The 21,076-nt window shown below is 33.6% G+C and carries 18 protein-coding genes; 5 read left to right on the top strand and 13 right to left on the bottom strand.

Annotated elements, in window-relative coordinates:
* Positions 1-304: 304 nt before the first annotated feature.
* The 12 genes from EV144_RS23970 to EV144_RS23915 form a co-directional block, all read right to left on the bottom strand.
* Positions 305-1,123 (bottom strand): alpha/beta fold hydrolase, encoded by an 819-nt coding sequence (locus tag EV144_RS23970; RefSeq protein ID WP_134151668.1) that lies wholly within the window; start codon positions 1,121-1,123, stop codon positions 305-307.
* A gap of 145 nt (positions 1,124-1,268) precedes the next feature.
* Entirely contained in the window at positions 1,269-3,638 is a 2,370-nt protein-coding gene (locus tag EV144_RS23965; protein WP_134151667.1) for an FdhF/YdeP family oxidoreductase, read from the bottom strand.
* A gap of 42 nt (positions 3,639-3,680) precedes the next feature.
* On the bottom strand, positions 3,681-4,565 hold the full coding sequence (gene fdhD, locus EV144_RS23960; RefSeq protein WP_134151666.1) for a formate dehydrogenase accessory sulfurtransferase FdhD: 885 nt from the start codon (positions 4,563-4,565) through the stop codon (positions 3,681-3,683).
* 82 nt (positions 4,566-4,647) lie between these two features.
* Positions 4,648-5,169, bottom strand: coding sequence for a DsbA family protein (locus tag EV144_RS23955; RefSeq protein WP_134151665.1), 522 nt, complete (start codon positions 5,167-5,169; stop codon positions 4,648-4,650).
* A gap of 2 nt (positions 5,170-5,171) precedes the next feature.
* Entirely contained in the window at positions 5,172-5,633 is a 462-nt protein-coding gene (locus tag EV144_RS23950) for a redoxin domain-containing protein (RefSeq protein ID WP_134151664.1), read from the bottom strand.
* Between the two features lie 5 nt (positions 5,634-5,638).
* Positions 5,639-6,337, bottom strand: a complete 699-nt coding sequence (locus EV144_RS23945) for a YoaK family protein (RefSeq protein ID WP_166670629.1) — start codon at positions 6,335-6,337, stop codon at positions 5,639-5,641.
* Positions 6,338-6,342: 5 nt separating this feature from the next.
* Entirely contained in the window at positions 6,343-7,389 is a 1,047-nt protein-coding gene (locus EV144_RS23940; protein WP_134151662.1) for a cupin domain-containing protein, read from the bottom strand.
* Positions 7,390-7,814: 425 nt separating this feature from the next.
* Positions 7,815-8,366 carry an antibiotic biosynthesis monooxygenase gene (locus EV144_RS23935; RefSeq protein WP_134151661.1) on the bottom strand — a complete coding sequence of 184 codons (552 nt, stop codon included), beginning with the start codon at positions 8,364-8,366 and terminating at the stop codon, positions 7,815-7,817.
* A 22-nt stretch (positions 8,367-8,388) separates the two neighbouring features.
* Positions 8,389-9,447, bottom strand: a complete 1,059-nt coding sequence (locus EV144_RS23930) for an NADH:flavin oxidoreductase/NADH oxidase (protein WP_134151660.1) — start codon at positions 9,445-9,447, stop codon at positions 8,389-8,391.
* Between the two features lie 3 nt (positions 9,448-9,450).
* Entirely contained in the window at positions 9,451-11,667 is a 2,217-nt protein-coding gene (locus tag EV144_RS23925; protein ID WP_134151659.1) for an ATP-binding protein, read from the bottom strand.
* Between the two features lie 88 nt (positions 11,668-11,755).
* Positions 11,756-12,451, bottom strand: coding sequence for a LytR/AlgR family response regulator transcription factor (locus EV144_RS23920; protein WP_134151658.1), 696 nt, complete (start codon positions 12,449-12,451; stop codon positions 11,756-11,758).
* A 67-nt stretch (positions 12,452-12,518) separates the two neighbouring features.
* Positions 12,519-12,995 (bottom strand): Dps family protein, encoded by a 477-nt coding sequence (locus EV144_RS23915; protein ID WP_134151657.1) that lies wholly within the window; start codon positions 12,993-12,995, stop codon positions 12,519-12,521.
* Between the two features lie 402 nt (positions 12,996-13,397).
* Between EV144_RS23915 and EV144_RS23910 the strand changes: the two genes are divergently transcribed.
* Positions 13,398-15,410, top strand: a complete 2,013-nt coding sequence (locus EV144_RS23910; protein WP_134151656.1) for a M13 family metallopeptidase — start codon at positions 13,398-13,400, stop codon at positions 15,408-15,410.
* 79 nt (positions 15,411-15,489) lie between these two features.
* Here the strand turns inward: EV144_RS23910 and EV144_RS23905 are convergent, their stop codons facing one another.
* The gene (locus EV144_RS23905; protein ID WP_243854743.1) at positions 15,490-15,801 is read right to left on the bottom strand and encodes a hypothetical protein; all 312 of its coding nucleotides are present in this window, start codon (positions 15,799-15,801) and stop codon (positions 15,490-15,492) included.
* Between the two features lie 361 nt (positions 15,802-16,162).
* On the opposite strand from EV144_RS23905, the gene EV144_RS23900 reads away from it, so the two are divergent.
* The 4 genes from EV144_RS23900 to EV144_RS24305 form a co-directional block, all read left to right on the top strand.
* On the top strand, positions 16,163-17,920 hold the full coding sequence (locus EV144_RS23900; RefSeq protein WP_134151655.1) for a non-ribosomal peptide synthetase: 1,758 nt from the start codon (positions 16,163-16,165) through the stop codon (positions 17,918-17,920).
* Between the two features lie 29 nt (positions 17,921-17,949).
* Positions 17,950-19,545: a condensation domain-containing protein gene (locus EV144_RS23895; RefSeq protein WP_134151654.1), complete on the top strand. Its 1,596-nt coding sequence runs from the start codon at positions 17,950-17,952 to the stop codon at positions 19,543-19,545.
* Positions 19,546-19,602: 57 nt separating this feature from the next.
* On the top strand, positions 19,603-20,730 hold the full coding sequence (locus tag EV144_RS23890) for a glycosyltransferase (protein WP_134151653.1): 1,128 nt from the start codon (positions 19,603-19,605) through the stop codon (positions 20,728-20,730).
* Positions 20,731-20,817: 87 nt separating this feature from the next.
* Positions 20,818-21,076: hypothetical protein (locus EV144_RS24305; protein WP_208326880.1), on the top strand; the 259-nt coding region annotated here is incomplete at its 3' end.

The following is a 21,076-nucleotide window of genomic DNA, read 5'->3' as shown; positions in this document are numbered from 1 at the left end:
TGCAGTATTGTGGGAGAGTATGTCGTCGCCTTTCTTTTGAAAACCCTATCCTAAACGGATAGGGTTTTTTGCTTTTACGAATGTTTGAATTTTTTTATTCTTATCCTTACATCAAATAAAATTCCTTGTAAAATATAATCCTAATATTCTGTTTAAACAAACGTTGCTAAAAACATAAAGCATAAAAAATGAGATTATCAAAGAACTTGATAGGCTTAATATTTTATGCAAAAAAGATATAAACTCGAAAAAGCTGTCAATATTTAAATTGACAGCTTTTTTTTTATAATATAAACTAGAATACTTATCCTTTAATAAATTCTAAAATGTCTTTATTAATAGTTTCTGCTTCCGTTGTTGGCATGCCATGAGGAAATCCGGGATAAGAAATCAATTTTCCATTTTTCAAAAGTTTTGCTGCTTTAGGAGCTTGATTAAAAGGAACGATCTGATCATCTTCTCCATGTAAAACCAAAACAGGAATGTCAAGACTTTGTAGGTCTTCTCTAAAATCGGATTCAGAAAATGCCTTGATTCCTTCATAATGAGCCAATACAGAACCCATCATTCCCTGACGCCACCAATTATGTTTAATACCTTCCTCCACTTTTTTTCCTTCGCGGTTCCATCCATAAAAAGCTATTGGGAAATCATAAAAATACTGTGCTCTGCTAAATCCGGTTCCTTTTCTTATTTCATCAAAAATTGACAAAGGGACACCTTCCGGATTTGATTCGTTTTGAATCATAATTGGTGTAACAGCACTAATAATAATAGCTTTTGAAATACGTCCTTTTCCATATTTTGCCGCATATCTAATGACCTCACCGCCGCCTGTTGAATGACCAATATGGATCGCATCTTTTAAATCCAATGCTTTTGTTAATTCTGCAACATCTGCTGCATACGTTTCCATATCATTTCCTTCTGAACTTTGACCTGAACGTCCGTGTCCGCGACGATCGTGAACAATTACTCTGTATCCTTGTTTAAGAAAAAACATCATTTGTGTATCCCAATCGTCACCAGATAAAGGCCATCCGTGATGAAAAACAATTGGCTGTCCTTTTCCCCAATCTTTATAATAAATCTCTGTTCCGTCTTTTACTGTAATTGTGCTCATTTTTTTATAGTTTATAATTAATAATTTAAGTTGATATCTATTCGATATTCGGTTTAATTTTAGGCAATAGTTTTTTATAGTATTTGTATGCAGATGTTATAGATGCATCAAATACTTAATGTAGATTTAAAAAAGCTTAAGCGATTTAAATTTGATTGATCCTTTCGTAAATGTTTGGATCGTGTTTTCTGACTTTAATTTTAATATATTTTGAAGCCGGCATATTACTTTCTTTCACAACATTATTGACAGAAACTAAAACATTAGTTTCAGGAAAATAAGTTACCGTATTACGTTCGGGAATCTTGTAAGAAACGATAACAAACAAAGGTGCAATACGCTCAATATTATCATCATAATTGAATAAATCTACTTTGTCTCCAGATTGAAAGCCACCTTTTTCAATATCTTTCTCATTCATGAAAATAACACGGCGTTCGTTTTTTATTCCTCTGTAACGATCATCCAAACCATAAATCGTAGTATTAAATTGATCATGTGTTCTAGTTGTCGCCATCATAAATTCGTCAGATTCTAATTCATTATTCGGAATTTCTGTTAAAGTAAACGAAGCACGATTGCTGATTTCTTTCGATTTAAACTCACCTTGCCGTGGTGCGTTTGGCAAATAAAAACCTCCTTTTTCTCTTACTCTGATATTATAATTCTCAAAACCCGGAATACATTTTTCGATAGCATCTCTTACGGCATCATAACTGTTATGATATAGATTCCAATCTATTACCGATTTATTTCCCAGAGTTGCCATTGCCATTCGACAGACAATTTGTGTTTCATTTACAAAGTGATCAGAAATTGGTTTGAGCATTCCTTTTGAAGACTGAACTACGCCCATAGAATTTTCTGTACTGATAATCTGCACTTCATCATTTACGATGTCCATATCGCTTCTGGAAAATGTAGGCAGGATCAGCGATTCTTTTCCATTGACCAAATGTCCTCTGTTTAGTTTAGTCGAAACGCTTACCAAAAGATTCAGTTTTCTCATGGCTTGCGCTGTATAAGTCGTATCGGGTGCAGCAGAAAGAAAATTACCACCCATGCAAAACATTACTTTTACTTTTTCTTCGTGCATTGCTTTGATAACACCAACAACATCATAACCATGATTTCTGGGCGGATTAAAGCCATAATATGCCTGAATTCGGTCTAACTGTTCCTGAGTTGGCTTTTCGTCGATCAGCATGGTTCTGTTTCCTTGCACATTACTATGCCCACGAACAGGGCAGACTCCCGCTCCCGGTTTACCAATACTACCTTTTAAAAGCAAAATATTCACAATATCGCGAATCATGTCAACACCATTGGGTTGTTGTGTAAGTCCCATTCCCCAGCAGACAATTATTCTTTTGTTCGAAGCAATCATTTCTGCGGCTTCAATAATCAATTCTTTGGCAACCCCCGAAAGAAAGGCGAGATGATCTAAATCTAAACTTTCAAATTGTTTTATGAAATTTTCGTAACCCGTTGTTTTTTCGTTGATGAAATCTGTATCAAAAACTTGTCCCGGGTTTTTCTTTTCCAATTCAATTAATAAAAGTTCAAAAGCTTTTAGCAAAGCCATATCGCCGTTGATTTTTATAGGAAGAAAAAGATCAGCTAGTTTTCCGCCTGAACCTAAAACACCTTTTATGGCTTGTGGATTATGAAAACCCATTAAACCGGCTTCTGGCAGTGGATTTATAGCAATAATTTTTGCGCCGTTTTTTTTACCTTTTTCCAATGCACTCAGCATTCTTGGTGCGTTGGTTCCCGGATTTTGTCCGATAATGATAACCAGATCGGTATCATAAAAATCTTCTAAAGTAACAGTTCCTTTTCCAATTCCGATTGTGGTTTTCAAGGCTGTTCCTGACGTTTCATGACACATATTAGAGCAATCCGGCATATTGTTGGTTCCGAATTCTTTGGCAAAAAGCTGATACATAAAAGAAGCTTCATTGCTGGTTCTTCCGGAAGTATAAAAAGCTGCTTCGTTTGGAGAATCAAGACTATTTAAATGAACTGCAATTTTCTTGAAAGCATCATCCCAACTAATAGGCTGATAATGTGTTGCGCCTTTTGGCAAATACATCGGTTCGGTCAGTCTTCCAAATCTTCCAATTTGAAAATCGTCTAATTTTGAAAGATCGTAAACGGAATTTTCTTTAAAGAATGCTGCAGTGACTTTTTTGGTTGTTGCTTCTGCAGCCAAAGCTTTAGCGCCGTTTTCGCAATATTCACCCATAGGCGAACGATCATCATCGGGATCTGGCCAAGCGCAGCTAGAGCAATCAAAACCACCTTTTTGGTTCATTTTAAACAAAGCTTTTCCACCTCGTAAAACCGTTTTTTCTTCAATAAGATCGCTTACCGCTGATAACACTGCAGGAACTCCGGCCGCCCAGGTTTCTACTTTTGTTATTTTAAGATCTAAAAGTCGGTATGGATTTTCTGCCTCAGATAATTTATTTTTAAATTGATCATCTGTATTTTGTGGTTCGTCTTTCTTCATTACAGTTTATTTTAATGGCTTTGAATCGTTACAGCAAATAATTTAGAGTTGGTTTTGAAGCGTCTTTATAATTACCTTATCACTCGAATGGTACAAATTGAATCGGTCTTTTTTTAGAAAACCCAAAAGCGTGATGTCAAATTCCTGCGCCAGTTCGACTGCAAGACTCGACGGCGCGCCAATAGAAGCAATTACTGAAATTCCTGCCATTGCTGCTTTTTGAATTAATTCAAAACTTGCTCTTCCGCTGAGAAGCAAAATATGCTGGTTTAATGGCAAAGTGTTTTCAATAAGGGCACTTCCAATTAATTTGTCTAAAGCATTGTGTCTTCCGACATCTTCACTTAGAAATAATAAATCGCCTTCAACAGTAAAAATACCAGATGCATGTAAACCTCCTGTAGCAGAAAAATCGCTTTGTGCCAATCTTAATTTTTTCGGTAATTGGTAAAAAATATCAGGATCAATACTCAGAAAAGGTTTTGCTGAATCTTTAAAAGAACTCACGGTTTTTATCGATTGAATCGAACTTTTTCCGCAAACTCCGCAACTTGAAGTGGTGTAAAAATTACGATCCGTCTGCATTAAATTTGGACTAAAATTTTCGTCAAGATCAATCTGAACAATATTTTGTTTTTGAGACAAACAGTTCATTTTAGTATGATAAGCAGCTGTCACATCTTGGTAAGAAGTTATAATTCCTTCTGTAAATAAAAAACCAATTGCGAGTTCAACATCATTTCCCGGCGTTCTCATGGTAACAGAAATGCTTTTTTGCATTCTTTCGCCTTCAGGACCATAAGACAATCTTATTTCAAGAGGTTCTTCGATGGAGAGTGTATCCGAAAAATCAGCTATTGTATTGCCGTCTACTCTCTGAATGCCGATGTTTTTAATGGAAATTATTTCCATGTAATTCATTTCCATAACGATATAATTGAGAATTGTCTAGTAAATTTACTTAAAAATTTAATGAGAAAATGTGATTTAACTTACCAAAAAGTTTTGTCTAAAGTTGTTTGATAATTTCACCAAGCTGTTCTAATAAATCTTCTGCACCACGGTCAAATTTTCTTCCATTTACAAATAAAGAAGGAGTTCCGTTAACACCGCTCAAAACACCACTTTCAAAATCAGAATCAATTTTTTCTTCTAATGCAGCATTTTTTATATCTTTTATAAATTTACTTCTGTTAAGGCCAATTTTTTCAGCCAATTCAAACAGAAATTTTTCGTTTAGATATTCCTGATTTTCGTAAATAGCGTCATGCATTTCCCAGAATTTTCCTTGCAATGCTGCAGCTTCAGCAGCAATTGCTGCGGGACGCGCATATTGATGCATTTCGGATAACGGAAAGTTTCTAAAAACAAATTGTACCTGATCTCCGTAGCGATTCATTATTTCTTTAAGAACAGGATAAGCTGCTCCACAATACGGACATTGATAATCTCCATATTCTACAATAACAATTTCTGCATCTTTTTTTCCTTGTGTATGGTCAGTAGAACTAACCGCTTGTTTTAGTGACATAATTATTTGGTTTTAAGGTTTTCTAAAGCTTCTAATATTCCATCTGCGCCAGGATTTACGGCCATTGGCGATTTGTAACTCCATTGTATAATTCCGTTTTTATCAATTACAAAAAGAGCACGATTGCATTCGCCTTCTTCTTCATTGTAAACGCCGTATTTTTTTGCTGTTTCTCCTTTGGTCTCAAAATCAGCCAATAAAGGAAAATGCAGATTTCGGGATTGAGAAAAAGCCATGTGACACCATTTGCTGTCTACGGAAATTCCGAAAACTTCAGCATCATATTTTTTGAAAAATTTCAACATTTCGTTGTAAAGTGCCATTTGATCGCTGCAAACCGGACTCCAGTCGGCAGGATAAAAAGCCAAAATGATATTTTTTCCTTTAAATTCTGATAAAGTAATTTTTTGGTCGGGTGTTGCGAATAATGTAAAATCGGGCGCAACGTCATTTACTTGTAACATAATATTCAGTTTTTTTGGTTAATAATTGAAACAGGTTTTAACAATGAACAAAGTAATAATAGGAATGCGGGCAGCATCAATATCCAATTTTTTAATAAAGGAAGAAGAAAAGGTGCTGTAAATGCTCCGGACAGAAAACCTAACCAAAGCAAGAACAAACGAATGGCATTTGTTTTATACTCTTTTCTTTCAGCTGTTTCTGTTGCCATATTTAACATTGCCGTATTTTTTGCCAGACTGTTTAAAGTTCCGGTAACAAAATCGGTATTGATTTTTTGATTTCCGACCGAGGTTACAATCGTGTTCATTATTCCTGTTGAAAAACCAATTATGGCTAATGATTGTAAAACAGAAATAGTGTAATAGAAAGAAACAGTTGTATAAAAAATCAATATTCCAGAAACGATATAAAAAGGTAATTTTTGAATCTTATATTTCTTCCACAAAGACAAGCAGGTTCCCGTATAAATTCCGAAAAGAAAACAGCTTATTACTGTTACCGATGTCATGATTACAGCGTGTTTACCATTAGAAATAGAAATACCTAATTGTGTTGTATTGCCACTCATAAAAGAAACGTATGTTTTCCATTTTACAATTCCTACAGCATCCAGATATCCGGCAATACAAGCAAGTATTATGGCTAGTTTCTCCTGCGTTATAACTTGTTCAGTCGCCTTTGTTGAATTTACTTCAGCAATCACAACGCTTATTTTTTGGGTTGAATAAATACTTTATTTCTAGGAAATTTTTCGATTTCGCCTTCAGCAAGACCAAAATTGGTTGTAACTACATCTTTTGGATTTCCGGATAGCCATTCGCTAAGATCAATAGATTGGTATTCGCCACTATTAAATCCGAGTAAGATTTTGCAAACTGTATCTCCGGTATTTTTAATATAATGTCCGGCGCCCATTGGTACATAGCCTACATCTCCGGCATTAAATTGTTCTGTAACAACGGTACTTTCTGCTAAGAAAACCGACATTTCGGCTTGACCGGAAATATAATATTGCCATTCGTCTGCGTTCGGATGCCAGTGCATTTCTCTCAAAGCACCAGGTTGTAATTCTATAATTGATCCCGCCATTGTGGTGCTAATTGGAAATTCTTTGCTTGTAACCAGTCTTTGTACACCACCACCGGGAATTATTCTGGGTTGTTGTGAATGTAAAGGATAACGGTGCAGATTGGTCAATTCGATATCTGATTCTTCCGGACGTGCTTGGGCTGAAAATGATAATTCGTCTGGAACAATTCCGGAAGCAAAATAAGCTTCTTTTTGAGGTAAAGCAGCGACTTCTTCAATTGTGATTCCGAGGTTTTGAGCGACAATTTCCGGTGGCATGCAGGAAACAAAATCGGTAACACTGAAAGTATGATCTTCGGAAAAATTTCCATTATCAAAAATCAAAATAAAATGACATTCTTCTGTTCCTGTTGCCTGAATGGAATGTCCGTATCCTTTTGGAAAATACCAAACATCTCCAGGTTCGAAATTATCCGTATAACTATGTCCGTTTGGGTGAATGATTGTGGTACGAACTGTTCCTGAAATTACATAAGCCCATTCAGCTGCGTTTGCATGCCAGTGCAGTTCTCGCATACTTCCCGGTTGTAATCGCATCGAAACTCCGGCGATGCCAATAGAAGCAGGGAAGTCTTTTACAGAGGCTCCTCTTGTAGTTCCGCCATCGTTTGTACGTGGTTCTTTTTTCTCTAATTCGTATTTGAAACTTAATAATTCGCTGCTCATGACTATAGTATTTTGGTTGATTAATAGTATTTGTTTTTAATTCTATTGTAAAGCTATTGAAGATATACGCCGTCTATAGTTTCTTTTCGGTGAATGGGCAAAATGAGTCGTTGAGTTTAGTAAGAATTTAGGATCAGTTATTTTGAATGAATGAAAGCCTGATATATTTGACCTTTTTCTTTAGTTTTTAATTTAAAGCAAAAAAAATCACTGCGGGTTTGCAGTGATTTCAGTAAAGTTGGTGTTGTTTTTTAACACATAGAGGCATAGGCTTTTATAACTGTAAAAAGAATACTAAAAAAGAAACTAGTTTCTAACACATAGTTCAATCTATGTTTATTTTAATTAAGTGAAACGCCTTTTTTCAGTACAAAGAATACTATGATTCTATGTCTTTAAAAATATACGAAACGTATTTATTTCAATTATCTAAAAAGCCATTTTTTAATCAGTTTGGTATAATTTGGCATTACAACAAATACCATCAAAAAGACAATTATGCCAGATCCAACTAAGGCATCAAAATAATGATTTTGTGGAATCTGTATGAATCGTAAAGTTGGTAGCGTCAGAAGCGGAATCAATAATGATAATGGATAAATCGCCGACCAGGTTACCAGAAATTGTTTCCAGCGCACGGGAACTTTATTTCCTTCACTTTCCAGATTAAAAAGAAAATCCAAACCTGATTTTATTTGGTATTTATCATTTTTTCGAAAGTATGGATGTGCTTTTTCGATCATCGTTTTTCTGCTCTCAGATTCCATCCAGTTTCTAAGATTTTCGATAGTGTCAAATCGAATAATTACGGTAAACACAAATGTTAAATGTGGAATTGGCCGCACGATCTGCAAATCGATAAACCCTTTTGAATGTTTTGTGACGGGAACAATTTCGTCCAGCCATTTTTCGTAGTGTTGTTCTTTTCCATCCAAAATATGGTGTGTGATCACAACAGATGCGCCTTGATTTTCCATATTATTTATTGTTTTTAAATGTTTAAAAAGCTCTTTTGTACTGCCACGGAATATCAGTTTCCCAACCCAATTCTTTAGCAGAATGAATAGCAAAATAAGGGTCGCGTAGTTGCTCTCTTGCAATTACGACCAAATCTGCCTGTCCGTTTTCAATAATGGTATTGGCTTGTCCGGCCTCGGTAATCATTCCAACGGCGCCAGTTAAAATTCCGGTTTGTTCTTTAATAGCAGCTGCAAAAGGAACCTGATATCCGGGAAAAACTTTATCCTTGCTCACGTTTGTAAAACCTCCGCCAGAAGCCGTTATAAAATCTACGCCGTTTTCTTTTAATACTTTTGAAAGTTCTATACTATTTTCCAATGTCCACGCATCTTCAGTTTCTATATAATCAACAGCTGAAATTCTTGCCAGTAAAGGCATTTCTTCCGGAATTACCTTTCTGATTTCCTGAATCGTTTCTACCAAAAAACGAATTCTATTATCAAAACTGCCACCATATTCGTCGGTACGTTTATTAATTACAGCCGAATAAAACTGATGAAATAAATAACCGTGTCCCGCGTGCAGTTCTATGGTATCAAATCCTGCTTCAACTGCGCGAAGTGCTGCTTTTACAAAATTAGTTTTTAGTTTCTGAATTTCGGCAATAGTAAATTCCTCAGCAATGACGCCATGAAAATCTGTTGCAGATGAAGATTTTACAATCCAACCGCCTTCTTCTACAGAAAGAGGTTTCATGCGTTCGTTAGGATGTTTAAGGCTTCCTTTTCCGCCGGAATGCCACAATTGAATTCCGATTTTAGCATCTTGCTCGTGAACAAAATTTACAATATTTTTCCATGCATTTTGCTGTTCATCATTCCAGATTCCGAGATCATAGAGTGTCGCTAAACCTTCTGGCGCAACTGCAGTACATTCGGTTAAAATTAATCCAGCACCGCCAACAGCACGGCTTCCTAAATGGACTAAATGCCAGTTGTTCGGAATTCCGTTTTTTGCGCTGTATTGTTGCATAGGCGAGAGGGCAATCCTATTTTTTAAAGTAAGATTGCGAAGTGTTATAGGCGAGAATAAATTCATTTTTTATATTTTTTGAAGTGATTTTAAGAACAACTCAGCTTCCAGAATGGCTGCTGTAAGTTTGTCTTTTACCTTATTTAAGGCATCTTCTGATGTTGCATTCTTTTCGGTTGCAAGCTCCAGAATGTCCAGTTTTTCTTCCAGAACAGGAAGTAATCCCATTATGGCGCCACTTGTTTTTAAATCGTGTGCTCTAAGTTTTACTATCGAAAAATCCTCATTTTGATACGCGTCAATTAATTGCTGTATATGTTGAGGAACATTAGTAATAAATTGAGTAGTAACGGTTTGCTCAAAACTCGTGTTTCCGCCACTTAATTCTTTCATGTAAGTAAGATCAATATGTTTAAAAATTGAAACTTCCTGAATATTTTTAACTTCTTCTGCTTTTGCATTTTTCAATCCAAAATTCGAAATCAGTTTAAAAAGTTCTTCTTCTTTTATCGGTTTAGAAATGTATTCATTCATGCCACGGCTCAGACATTTTTCTCTTTCGCCAGGCAATGCATGAGCGGTCATTGCAATTACCGGAAGATCTAATTTTAAAACTTCACGTATTTGTTGTGTTGCAGTATAACCATCCATTTGAGGCATTTGCAAATCCATCAAAACAAGATCACATTCGTTATTTCGAAGATATTCAACCGCTTCTAATCCGTTTGAAACAATACTAAAATCAATATTCCATTGTGATAATAAATGCTTCATCAAACTTTGGTTAATGGCATTATCATCTACGACCAAAATCCGCAACGCTTTATTGGATAAATCTTTAAAATGATTAACATTCACTTGTGGTAAAACTTTAAGCTGCTCTTTGGCAATGCCGTACGGAATGTAAAAACTAAAAGTAGTTCCTTTTCCCTGTTCGCTGCTGACTTCTATATCTCCGTTTTGGAGCAGAATTAATTTTTTTACAATTGAAAGCCCCAATCCCGTACCGCCGTAATTTCTGGTTGTCGAATCTTCGCCCTGATTGAATCTTTCAAAGACTTCTCCCAGTTTTTCTTTATCAATTCCGATTCCCGTATCAGAGATTTTAAACCCAAGAAAGACTTCATTTTCGGTTTGTTGTTTGTTATAAACTTCAATAGTAACTTTTCCGTGGTGTGTAAATTTTATTGCATTCCCGATCAGGTTTACCAATATTTGTGTCAATCTAGTGGCATCGCCGGTTAATGTATCCGGTATTGAAATATCGATATGACTTGAAATTGTTAATCCTTTTTCTTTTGCACGTTCTAAGAAAAGAGTTTCTATAGAATTTAATAAGCCGTTGATACTGAATATTCCGGGTGTAATGCGCATCATTCCGGCTTCAATTTTAGAAAGATCCAGAATGTCGTTAATAATCGTCATTAAATTTTCTCCCGAACGCTGAATCGATGATACAAATTCTGTTGAAGTTTCATCCAAAGATCTTTTCTGAAGCAAATTTGTAAAACCAAGAATTCCACTTAATGGCGTTCTGATTTCGTGGCTCATATTGGCTAAAAAATTCTCTTTGGTTTCTGCTGCAATTGATGCTTTTTGCTCGGCAATATTCAACTCGGTAATTAAAAAATGTTGTCTTCGAAACTGTCTGATGATATGATACCCAATAAAACCGCCGCTTAAAACCAACAATACTAAAAGAGAAAAGTCGTAAACTTTTGCTTTTCTACCCATTTCCTTGCTTTTTCTGCTGAGTTCGACCATTCGCAGTTGACGCTTTTGATAGATTTTTGCCGTGATAGAAGTGATTTCATTCGAAATAATTCTCGCATGCGGATTTGCAATTGAGCTCTCATCATCCATATTTCCTAAAGAATCATAACGATGCAACAGCTTGTCTTGCGTTACTTTTTTATCCTGAGCGAGAATCCCTAATCTTCGAATTAAGTTTTCTTCTTCCGGATCTGAATTGTCATGCGAAAGCGAATCAAGAAAGTTTTTAATCTGAGTTATTTTATGATTTATACCTTCTAAATGCGTTGTGTCGTTGGTAGCGATAGAAGCCCGAATTCTGCTTTCGACACCCAGAATGTCGCGATCAATTTCTCTTAAATGGTTGCTTGATCGCAATTCATTCAAAAGTGTATTGTTATTTTTGATGAGCGCCTGAGTATTTTTAGTCGAATTGATTTGTACCGCTATCAATAATAGAGAACCCGCTATAAAGCTGATAATTATAAAATAGCTAAAACGTTTATTGCCCATTATTGAAAATGTATTGATCATTTTATAAAGTATAAAGGAGAGTTGTGTTTTTCTTATTTTCTAAGAAATAATCTAAAAAAGTAGTGCTTTAGAAGCCTAAAAAATGTTCTTAAAAAACGTTCATTCTTGTATTTAGCGCTTTTCTGTAAGCGTCTGCAACAGGAATAAACTTTTTGTTAATCATGATTCCGCCATCCTGCAAAGTATCAATCTTGCTTATTGAAATAATAAAGGAACGATGCACTCTGATGAAATCGTCTTTTGGCAAGCGTTCTTCTGCAGTTTTCATTTTACCGTGTATGGCGAACATTTTTTCTTTGGTGTAAAACTTCACATAATCGCCCATTGCTTCTGCGTAGAAAATATCGTCGAGTTTAAGACGTCGCGTGATGTTGGAATCTCTTACGAATAAAAATTCTTCTTTCGTAAACTGAACATTTTCTTTTTTGCTCTCCATTATCGACTGCGCTTTGCTCATTGCTTGTAGAAATCTTGCCGGAGTTATCGGTTTTAGGATATAATCGGCAATATTCAATTCAAAAGCTTCAAGTGCGTATTCCTTTTTAGAAGACGTAAAAATGATAATAATGTCTTTTCCGGAAAGGTTTTTCGTTAATTCGATTCCTGTCATTTCCGGCATTTCGATATCCAGAAAAATCAAATCTACTTCGTTAGTTTGTAGATGATTATACGCCTCAATGGCATTGCAATATTCATTTACAATAGTAAGATTCGGAATCTGTTTTGCTAAATGTGACAAGGTTGTCCTTGCAATATCATTATCATCAACGATTAACGCTTTCATGGTATTTTGTTTAGGATTTACACAAATATACTTTAATTAGATAATTTAATTTTAACTTTTAATAAAACTATTCTCTAAAATAAGAGCGCATCATCCAAGCCATTTCTTCGTGTGTTTCTAACAATGAAGTTAAAAAATCACTTGTACCATAATCTTTATATTGTTCGGCAAAAGGAGTAATGTTGCCACGTAAAAAATCAATGATGCTTTCATGGTCATTCAATAAATCTTTTAAAAATCCCAAACCGTCATTGGTTCTTTCGCTGTATTCTGTAAGATGAGTAAGTTCAAGATATGTTTTTATTGTGGCAGGAGCGAAGTGTCCAATTTTACGCATACGTTCTGCAACACTATCAATAAGCTCGTCTAGTTGTTTGTATTGATTTTCGAAGAAGATGTGCATAGCGTGAAAATTATCGCCAGTAACATTCCAGTGTGCATTTCTGGTTTTAGTGTACAATACAAATTCATCTGCCAATAATTTTGCTAATTCGTTAGCCACTAAATCTGTGTTTTTTTCTGTAATTCCAATTCTTGCTTTCATAATTTTAGTTTTTAAGGTTTGTTATAATTTCTTATGTAAAGGTCTTTATAACATGCTTAAAATGAATGAGGATTTAGTTGAATCGGCAAAATGAGTCGTTGAAAGGAAATTAATATCCTGTTTTTTATACAATATCATTTATTAGTCTTAGAAAAGAAGCAGAGAAATAAAGTAAGAGAAGAAGAAAATAGCAATGATAAAATGAATCACAGCCTCCAAAAGCAATCCCCAGAATTGTATTTATAGCCTTGTGTAATTTTATAAATAGTAATTCTGACAAAAAAAATAAAATTAAAAACTGAATTCGTATATTGTTGTGCTAAAATTATGTCAAGAATATAGATTTTAAAATTTGTACTTTCAAACGTTTTTCGGTTCTTTTTAATAGAAATAATCTAGATTATGAAAAATTCATTAATGCTCTTTATTGCATTCTTAGCTTTTACAGCGTGCTCAAAACATCAAGGAAAAAAAAATGTCGCTATCACTGGAATAGATTCCACATTGCGGCCTGGTGATGATTTTTTTAAATATGTAAATGGCAAATGGTATGATTCTGTATCAATACCTGCCTCTCAAGCCGGAGTTGGTGCCTATATGTTTATGAATTTCCCACAACGAATGCGACTGCAGGGAATATTAGACAGTATTTCGAAAAGCAAAAATGCACCAGAAAGTATAGCACAGAAGGTGGGAGACTTTTATGCATCAGGTATGGATACTGTAACCATAGACAAACGTGGTTATATACCTATCAAACCCTTATTGTCCAAAATTGAAGCAATTAGCGACTTGCCATCTTTAATGAGCTTTGTAGTTAATGAAGAAAAAGTGGGCAATTATTCTATTATAGGTTTTGGCGTGTCACCTGATGATAAACACAGCAGTATGAACATTGCTCAACTTTATCAAACAGGTATCGGTTTGCCTGACAGGGATTATTATTTCAAATCAGATTCTTCGACTGTTGCCATACAGGAATCGTACAAAAAATACCTTACTACATTATTTCAATTAACAGGCAGTAACGCCACTGAGGCTAAAAAGAATGCTGATTTGGTTTACGATATTGATAAACAACTTGCCGTTTCGCACAAGACAAAAGTTCAACTTCGCGATGTACAGGCAAATTACAATAAAACGGCTGTGATAGATCTTTCAAAAAAACATCCAAATATAAACTGGACTACTTTTTTAAATAATTTGGGAGCAAAAACCGATTCTATTAACGTAGGTCAGCCGGCCTATTATGATGCGCTGAATAAACTTTTAAAAACAATTCCGATAAATAATTGGAAAATTTACTTAAAAGCAAATTCGATCGAAAGATATGCAGATGATTTAAGTAAACCTTTTGTGGACGCTTCATTTGAATATACAAAAGTGCTTTCTGGTCAGGCAATTCAAAAATCACGCGGCGAAAAAATGGCTAATGTTGTTGACAATTATTTAGGCGAAGCGTTAGGTGAATTGTATGTAAAGAAATATTTTTCTGAAGATGCCAAAAAGCGTATGTTGGTTCTCGTGAATAATCTGCAAAAAGCTTATGCCAAAAGAATTGACAAATTGGAATGGATGAGTCCAATTACAAAACAAAAAGCGAAGGAAAAATTGTTTGCTATTACCAAGAAAATAGGATATCCCGATAAATGGAGAGATTATAGCAATGTAAAAATAGCTAGGAATGCCTATTTTGAAAATATGGTTTCGGCTTCTGCTGCTGCATATCAATTTCAATTGGCAAAATTGGGCAAACCAGTCGATAAATCAGAGTGGTTTACTACAACTCCAACCGTTACGGCATATAATAATCCCACCGCAAATGAAATTGTTTTTCCTGCAGGTATTTTACAAGCCCCATATTTTGATAATAATGCAGATGATGCACTCAATTATGGAGGTATCGGAATGGTTATAGGCCACGAAATAACCCATACTTTTGACGATCAAGGTGCTCAATATGATAAAGATGGGAATTTAAAAAACTGGTGGACAAAGGAGGATTATGCACAGTTTAAGTCAAGAATACAACAGGTTATCAATTTGTACAGTACTTATACTGTTTTAGGCGATCTACACATTAATGGTGCCATGACAGTTGGCGAAAACACGGCGGATATTGCAGGAATAGCGGTTGCCTATGATGCTTTTAAAATGACTGAACAAGGAAAAGGAAATACAAAAATTGACGGTTTTACTCCGGATCAGCGCTTCTTTATTTCTATAGCTAAAATATGGCGAGTAAAAATGAAAGACGAGTTTCTACGCTTGTGGATTAACAACAATCCACATTCTCCACCAAATTGGCGTGTTAATGGTCCTCTAATGAATACAACACCTTTTTACGAAGCATTTAATGTAAAACCTGGAGATAAAATGTTTCTGCCAAAAAAAGACAGAATAACGATTTGGTAATAACTTCTCCGAAGTTTACTCATAAAAAAACTGCGCAAATGTTCTCTTTGAACTTTGCGCAGTTTTTTTTGGTTTTAATTTATAAATCTGAAATACAAGAATATTTAGGAACCAATAATTTCATTATAAACCATGCCAGCAAATAGGCTAGAGCGCAAAGTACAAACATAATGGTATAACCAGTTTGTATACGTCCTAAAGCTTTATAATAATCAAAAAGAGTGCCTCCAAGTTTTGAAACCAAAACACCGCCGATTCCTCCGGCCATTCCACCAATTCCGATAACAGATCCGATTGCTTTTTTGGGAAACATATCTGATACCGTTGTAAATATATTAGCAGACCAAGCTTGGTGCGCCGACGCGCCAACTCCTATAAGTAATATGGACAAAGAGGTTCTAAAAATAATATTTGCTAATAAGGTTGTTTTTTTAAATTTTAACTTTTTAAGAATTGTTTAAAAAAAAATGGTTTTTAAAAAGTTTTAATCGATTGCAAAACTTATTATATTATGAAAACATCATTTTTTGTCTTTTTGTAAAAAAAAACACTTTAGAATGTGGGAAACCGTAAAGATTTACTTAATAATCGTTTTACATTAGCGAAAATAATTATGAATATTTAAATTATTTTAGTAATGATTTAGGGAATATATTAATATATAAGTAGATAAAGCGCAGAATATTTAATGTGCTATTATAAATTAAATAAGAGATAAGATTGTCACTTAAAAATTAGGGATATAAAAATTTATGGACAAGAATACGATAATAGACTTATTTAACAAACAAGTTGTAAAGACACCAGATAATACAGCTTTAATAGTTGATAATAAGTGTTTTACATATAAGTTTTTAGATGATAATTCTAATCAATTAGCTAATTATCTTTTAGAAAATTGTGAAATTCAACTGGAAAATTTAGTTGGAATAAAATTAAATCGAGATGAATGGATGATAATTTCATTGTTAAGTGTCTTAAAATCAGGTGCTGCTTATGTGCCTATTGATATTCATTACCCCAAGCAACGTCAAGATTTTATTGAAAAAGATACAAAATGTAAAACAATTATAAATCAAGAATTCTTAGATAAGTTCCATTTAGTGTCTTCTGTTTATTCTGATCATAAGCCCGCAAATGTACTTGTTTCATCTCGAAATCTTGCATACGTAATCTACACTTCAGGATCTACAGGAAACCCCAAAGGAGTTATGATTGAGCACAGAAGTGTAGTTTCTTTTTTAAGACATATTGATGTTCAATTGGAATTCGAAGATTTAAATATTGTTGCAGCTACAACAAATTTGACTTTTGATATCTCTGTATTAGAGATATTCGGTACAATATGCTTAGGGAAAACAATGATTTTGGTATCTGAAGATAAGTTGTCTGATCCTGAGATGTTTGTTGAAGAAATAAAAAAGAATAAAGTTGAAGTATTACAGCTTACACCTTCGAGACTACAACAGTTAGTAAGTGTATTATTTAAATCACCTCTTCTATATCTTCAGAAATTATTGGTCGGTGGAGAAGCACTTCCAAAAGAAATGTATAATTTCTTAAATGAACAAACAAATTTAGAGACTATTAATGTATATGGTCCTACTGAAACTACAATTTGGAGTAGCTTTCTTGATATTAAATCAACAGATAAGCTTTCTATAGGAAAGCCTTTTGAGAATGAGTATATCTATATACTCAATGATAATGAGTTGCCTCAACCCATTGGTGTAGTTGGAGAATTGCATATAGGAGGAGCAGGTCTTGCTCGTGGTTACCTAAATCTCCCGGAGTTAACAATGGAGAAATTTATAAAAAACCCATTTATAGAAGGTGATCGTTTATACAAAACAGGGGATTTGGGGAGATGGTTGGCTGATGGACGTATTGAGTACATGGGGAGAAAAGACGATCAGTTGAAAGTTAGAGGCTATCGTATTGAGGTTGGTGAGATTGAAAGTACCTTACTTCGCATTCCAGAGATTACAGATGCTGTGGTTTTACCCTACGGAAATGACAATTTGGTAACAGAGCTGATTGCTTATTTTGTATCAAATAAAGACTATGACATCAAGACCTTGCGGACACATGTAGGTCAGGATCTTCCAGATTACATGATTCCCGGACATTATGTTAGATTGGAGTACATTCCTTTAACAAACAGTGGAAAGGTTGACAAACGCTTGTTACCATCTTTAGAAGGTTTAAGCCTTGAAACCGGAGTAGAATATGTTGCTCCAAAGAGTGAAACCGAAAAACGATTAGCAGCAATCTGGCAAGATGTTTTAGTAAGTGACCGTATTGGTGTGCATGATGATTTTTTTGATCTCGGAGGAAATAGTTTAAGGATGACGAGAATTTTATTTAAAATAAACAATGAATTTGAAGTAAATGTTTCATTAAGAATATTATATCGATTTATAACAGTATATGAATTGGCAGAATTTATTGAAACCATGTATGAAAATGAGGAAATTGTATCGGATAAATTTGATAGTTTAAAATTGTAATAATAGAATTAAAATCACCCCACATTTAAATGATAGAAAGTACAGAAACTAAAGCTTTTAATTTAATAAAAGAACTAAACAAAGAAGGAGGAAAAATTTATTATGAAGATAAAGAGATTTATATCAAATACCCTAAAGGTATAGAAATAAGTGCCGATTTAATCAGCAAAATAAAATTACATAAGCCGGATTTAATCTCCTATTTTGAAGGTTTTTCTAAAAAAGAAAATATACAGTCACCAGATCAAAATAAAATTGAAGCAACAAAAATAGTTCATGATGGAGAAGAATATTATTATATAACTCCTACAGAGAAATACTGGGTTGATGACAATGCAGATCAGGAATATAAGGAAAAGAATAAAGATCACGGTACAATTAAATTCAGCTATGAAATTTTAGGTGAATTTGATAAGGATGTCTTTAATAAATCAATTTTGTTTCTAATTAATCGTAATGAAAGCTTGCGATCTACTTTTCATAAGATCAATGAGAAGTTTTACATGAAAATATCTAATCAGAGTATTTTAGAACGCACTGAATATATCGATCTAAGAGGTCAGGAAATCAGTGAATCTGAATTAAAAGATATTAGACGATTTAACGACCATAAATTTGATTTGAGTACCGGATCTCTAATTCTGGCTCGATTGATTCAAATCGAAGATAAAAAATTTGTTATTTCATTCAATATCCACCATGTTATTTCGGATATATATTCAAAACAAATTCTTTTAAGAGATTTTATGGTAACCTATAATTCTTTTTTGCAAAACAGACAGCCAGAGTTGCCTACAGTGAAATATCATTTAAAAGAAAACCTTTATTTAATCAATAAATTTATTGAAACTAATGCTGATTCAAATCGCGATTATTGGAATGATTTATATCCTAATTTACCCGATGAATTAATTATTCCATGTACTACTAAAGTTGCAAATAAAGATGCTGAAAGAATAAAAGAATCAAAAATATTTGATTATCCGGTAGATCTTTTCAAAAACATGAAATTGATAGCAAAAAAAGAGTCTACCAGTTTATTTGTCGTTTTGCAAACTTCCTTTAAAGCGTATTTTAATCATAAAACAAATCAAACTGATATGTTATTTGGAACATATTCATTTGGGAGAAATTTTGAGATTTCTGAAAATCAAATTGGATGTTATGCAAAAACAGTTTTGATAAGAACAGCTTTTGATAAAAAAGATGATTTCATCAGTATGGTTAAGAAGGTTAAACAATCCAATAATGACATGAATGATTATCATGCATTTTCGTTAATGGACTCAATTGAAAAAAAATTAGTTCCTAATCAATCTCTTACTGGAGGATTTTGGAAGGTTAATATGCAATATGATGATGCTCAAGGAAATTATTTGAATAAATCAGATTACCAGAATGTAGTACAGAGACCCAATGTCGAGTACAGAGAAATTGTAGATGATAAAGATCCTATTATGGCAATTGACATGGAATTATGGTTTGTTAATTCAGGTGATAATTTACAGCTAAATGTAGTTTATGATAGTAGTCGATATGACTCTTTAGGGATTGAAAATTTCATACTCGATTATATTGATTTTAGCTCTAAAAAATTAAGTGATATCGATTTTAACCAAATATAATATTGAGGCCGGAATAAGTTTACAGATACAAGTAATAAAGATTAATACAAAGTTCTTTTGAAAAATAAAATATTAAAACCTGAATTTATTGGGGACTTTCCTGATACCCAAAATAGAATTGCTTTATTAGTACCTCAATTTAACGAAGATTCTAATTGTAATCTTGAGAATCGTTTAAAATATTTTATGAATATAGCGGAAACATATAAGGATTATATGGACGTTATAATTATTGACGATGGCTCAACAGATGATAGTCTGGAAAAAATCAAATTATTCTTAGGCCAAAACCCAAAATCTTTTTTTGCTGCGTCAGTAAATCCAAATGGTCAAAAAGTTGGAGCATTATTTTCGGTGAGTAAGGTAATTTCTCATGATTTTGTAATTTTAACGGACTTTGATACAGATATAGTAGGATTTCATGAGGCATTTAAAGTTATTGACAAAATGGGATCTAATGTAATGGGATGCTATTTTAAAATGATTCCATTTGAAGGTGCTGGATTTGTGTTTAACTGGCAAAAACTAGAGTATTCTTTAGCAAGAAGTCTATATTTTTTTCATCGAAAAGACCTCAGTGTGCCTGTCATGCCAGGTGCGGGATCGTGTTTTAGACGAGATGTATTAAATACGATTTATAGTGATCATAGCGGCTTAAGAAACGGAGAAGATAGAGAAGCCACAGTGATTGGACTAAAATTAGGATACAAAGTCATATATGTTGATTCTGTACTTACATTAACAAGACCTCCTTTAACGCTCTGTAAATTAATTAAACAACGTGTTAGATGGAATTTGGGGTACATTGAAACTCTGGCTAAAGAGAGTGGGTATTATAATTCGCAAATGTTAAAATTAAATATATTAGGAGTAAGAGTAATATTAGATTTTATTACGGTGTTATTTATAATTTTTTTGCCTCTAATATTGCTTATTGTAGCTACAATAAATATAAATTATTTCTTGTCAACAGCCTTGATAATATACTTATTCGGATTTCTTTCATGTTCAAGTTTTGTTCTTTTTTCATCAAACGAATTGTCAGAACATAAAAAGAAGCTCACTACAATTTTAAGTTTTCCAATTGTCAAAATATTAATTGATTGTATTGCGTGGACGAAAGCAATCTTATCCTTCTTAAAAAACAACAGAATGGCTAAGGTGTTAAATGAAAGGACTTTGTAGTTTTTTTAAGCTTTTATTAATGAAGTAATTTTAGAGTACAAAATTACAACATTTATTTTTCTATTAATAATGCATAATTTTTAACAAATGAATAATTCGGATTTAAAATCAACAAGTTTATATACTAACTATTGGAAAAAAAAGATATTAAATAGAGATAAGACTATATTGTTGGAGAATAAACTACAACATCTTCCTTCCTTTTCTATTAAAGCCAATGAACTACATTATTTTAATAAACTTACTAATAGAAATAAAATAGCGCAATATACTGTTGTAACGGCAATTTATACCTTTCTACTAAATAAATTAATTCTCGATTTTGATGGTTATCTTATAGCTGGTT

This window comes from Flavobacterium sp. 270, assembly GCF_004368785.1.
Lineage (GTDB): Bacteria > Bacteroidota > Bacteroidia > Flavobacteriales > Flavobacteriaceae > Flavobacterium.
This window is presented reverse-complemented; position numbering and strand designations above follow the sequence as displayed.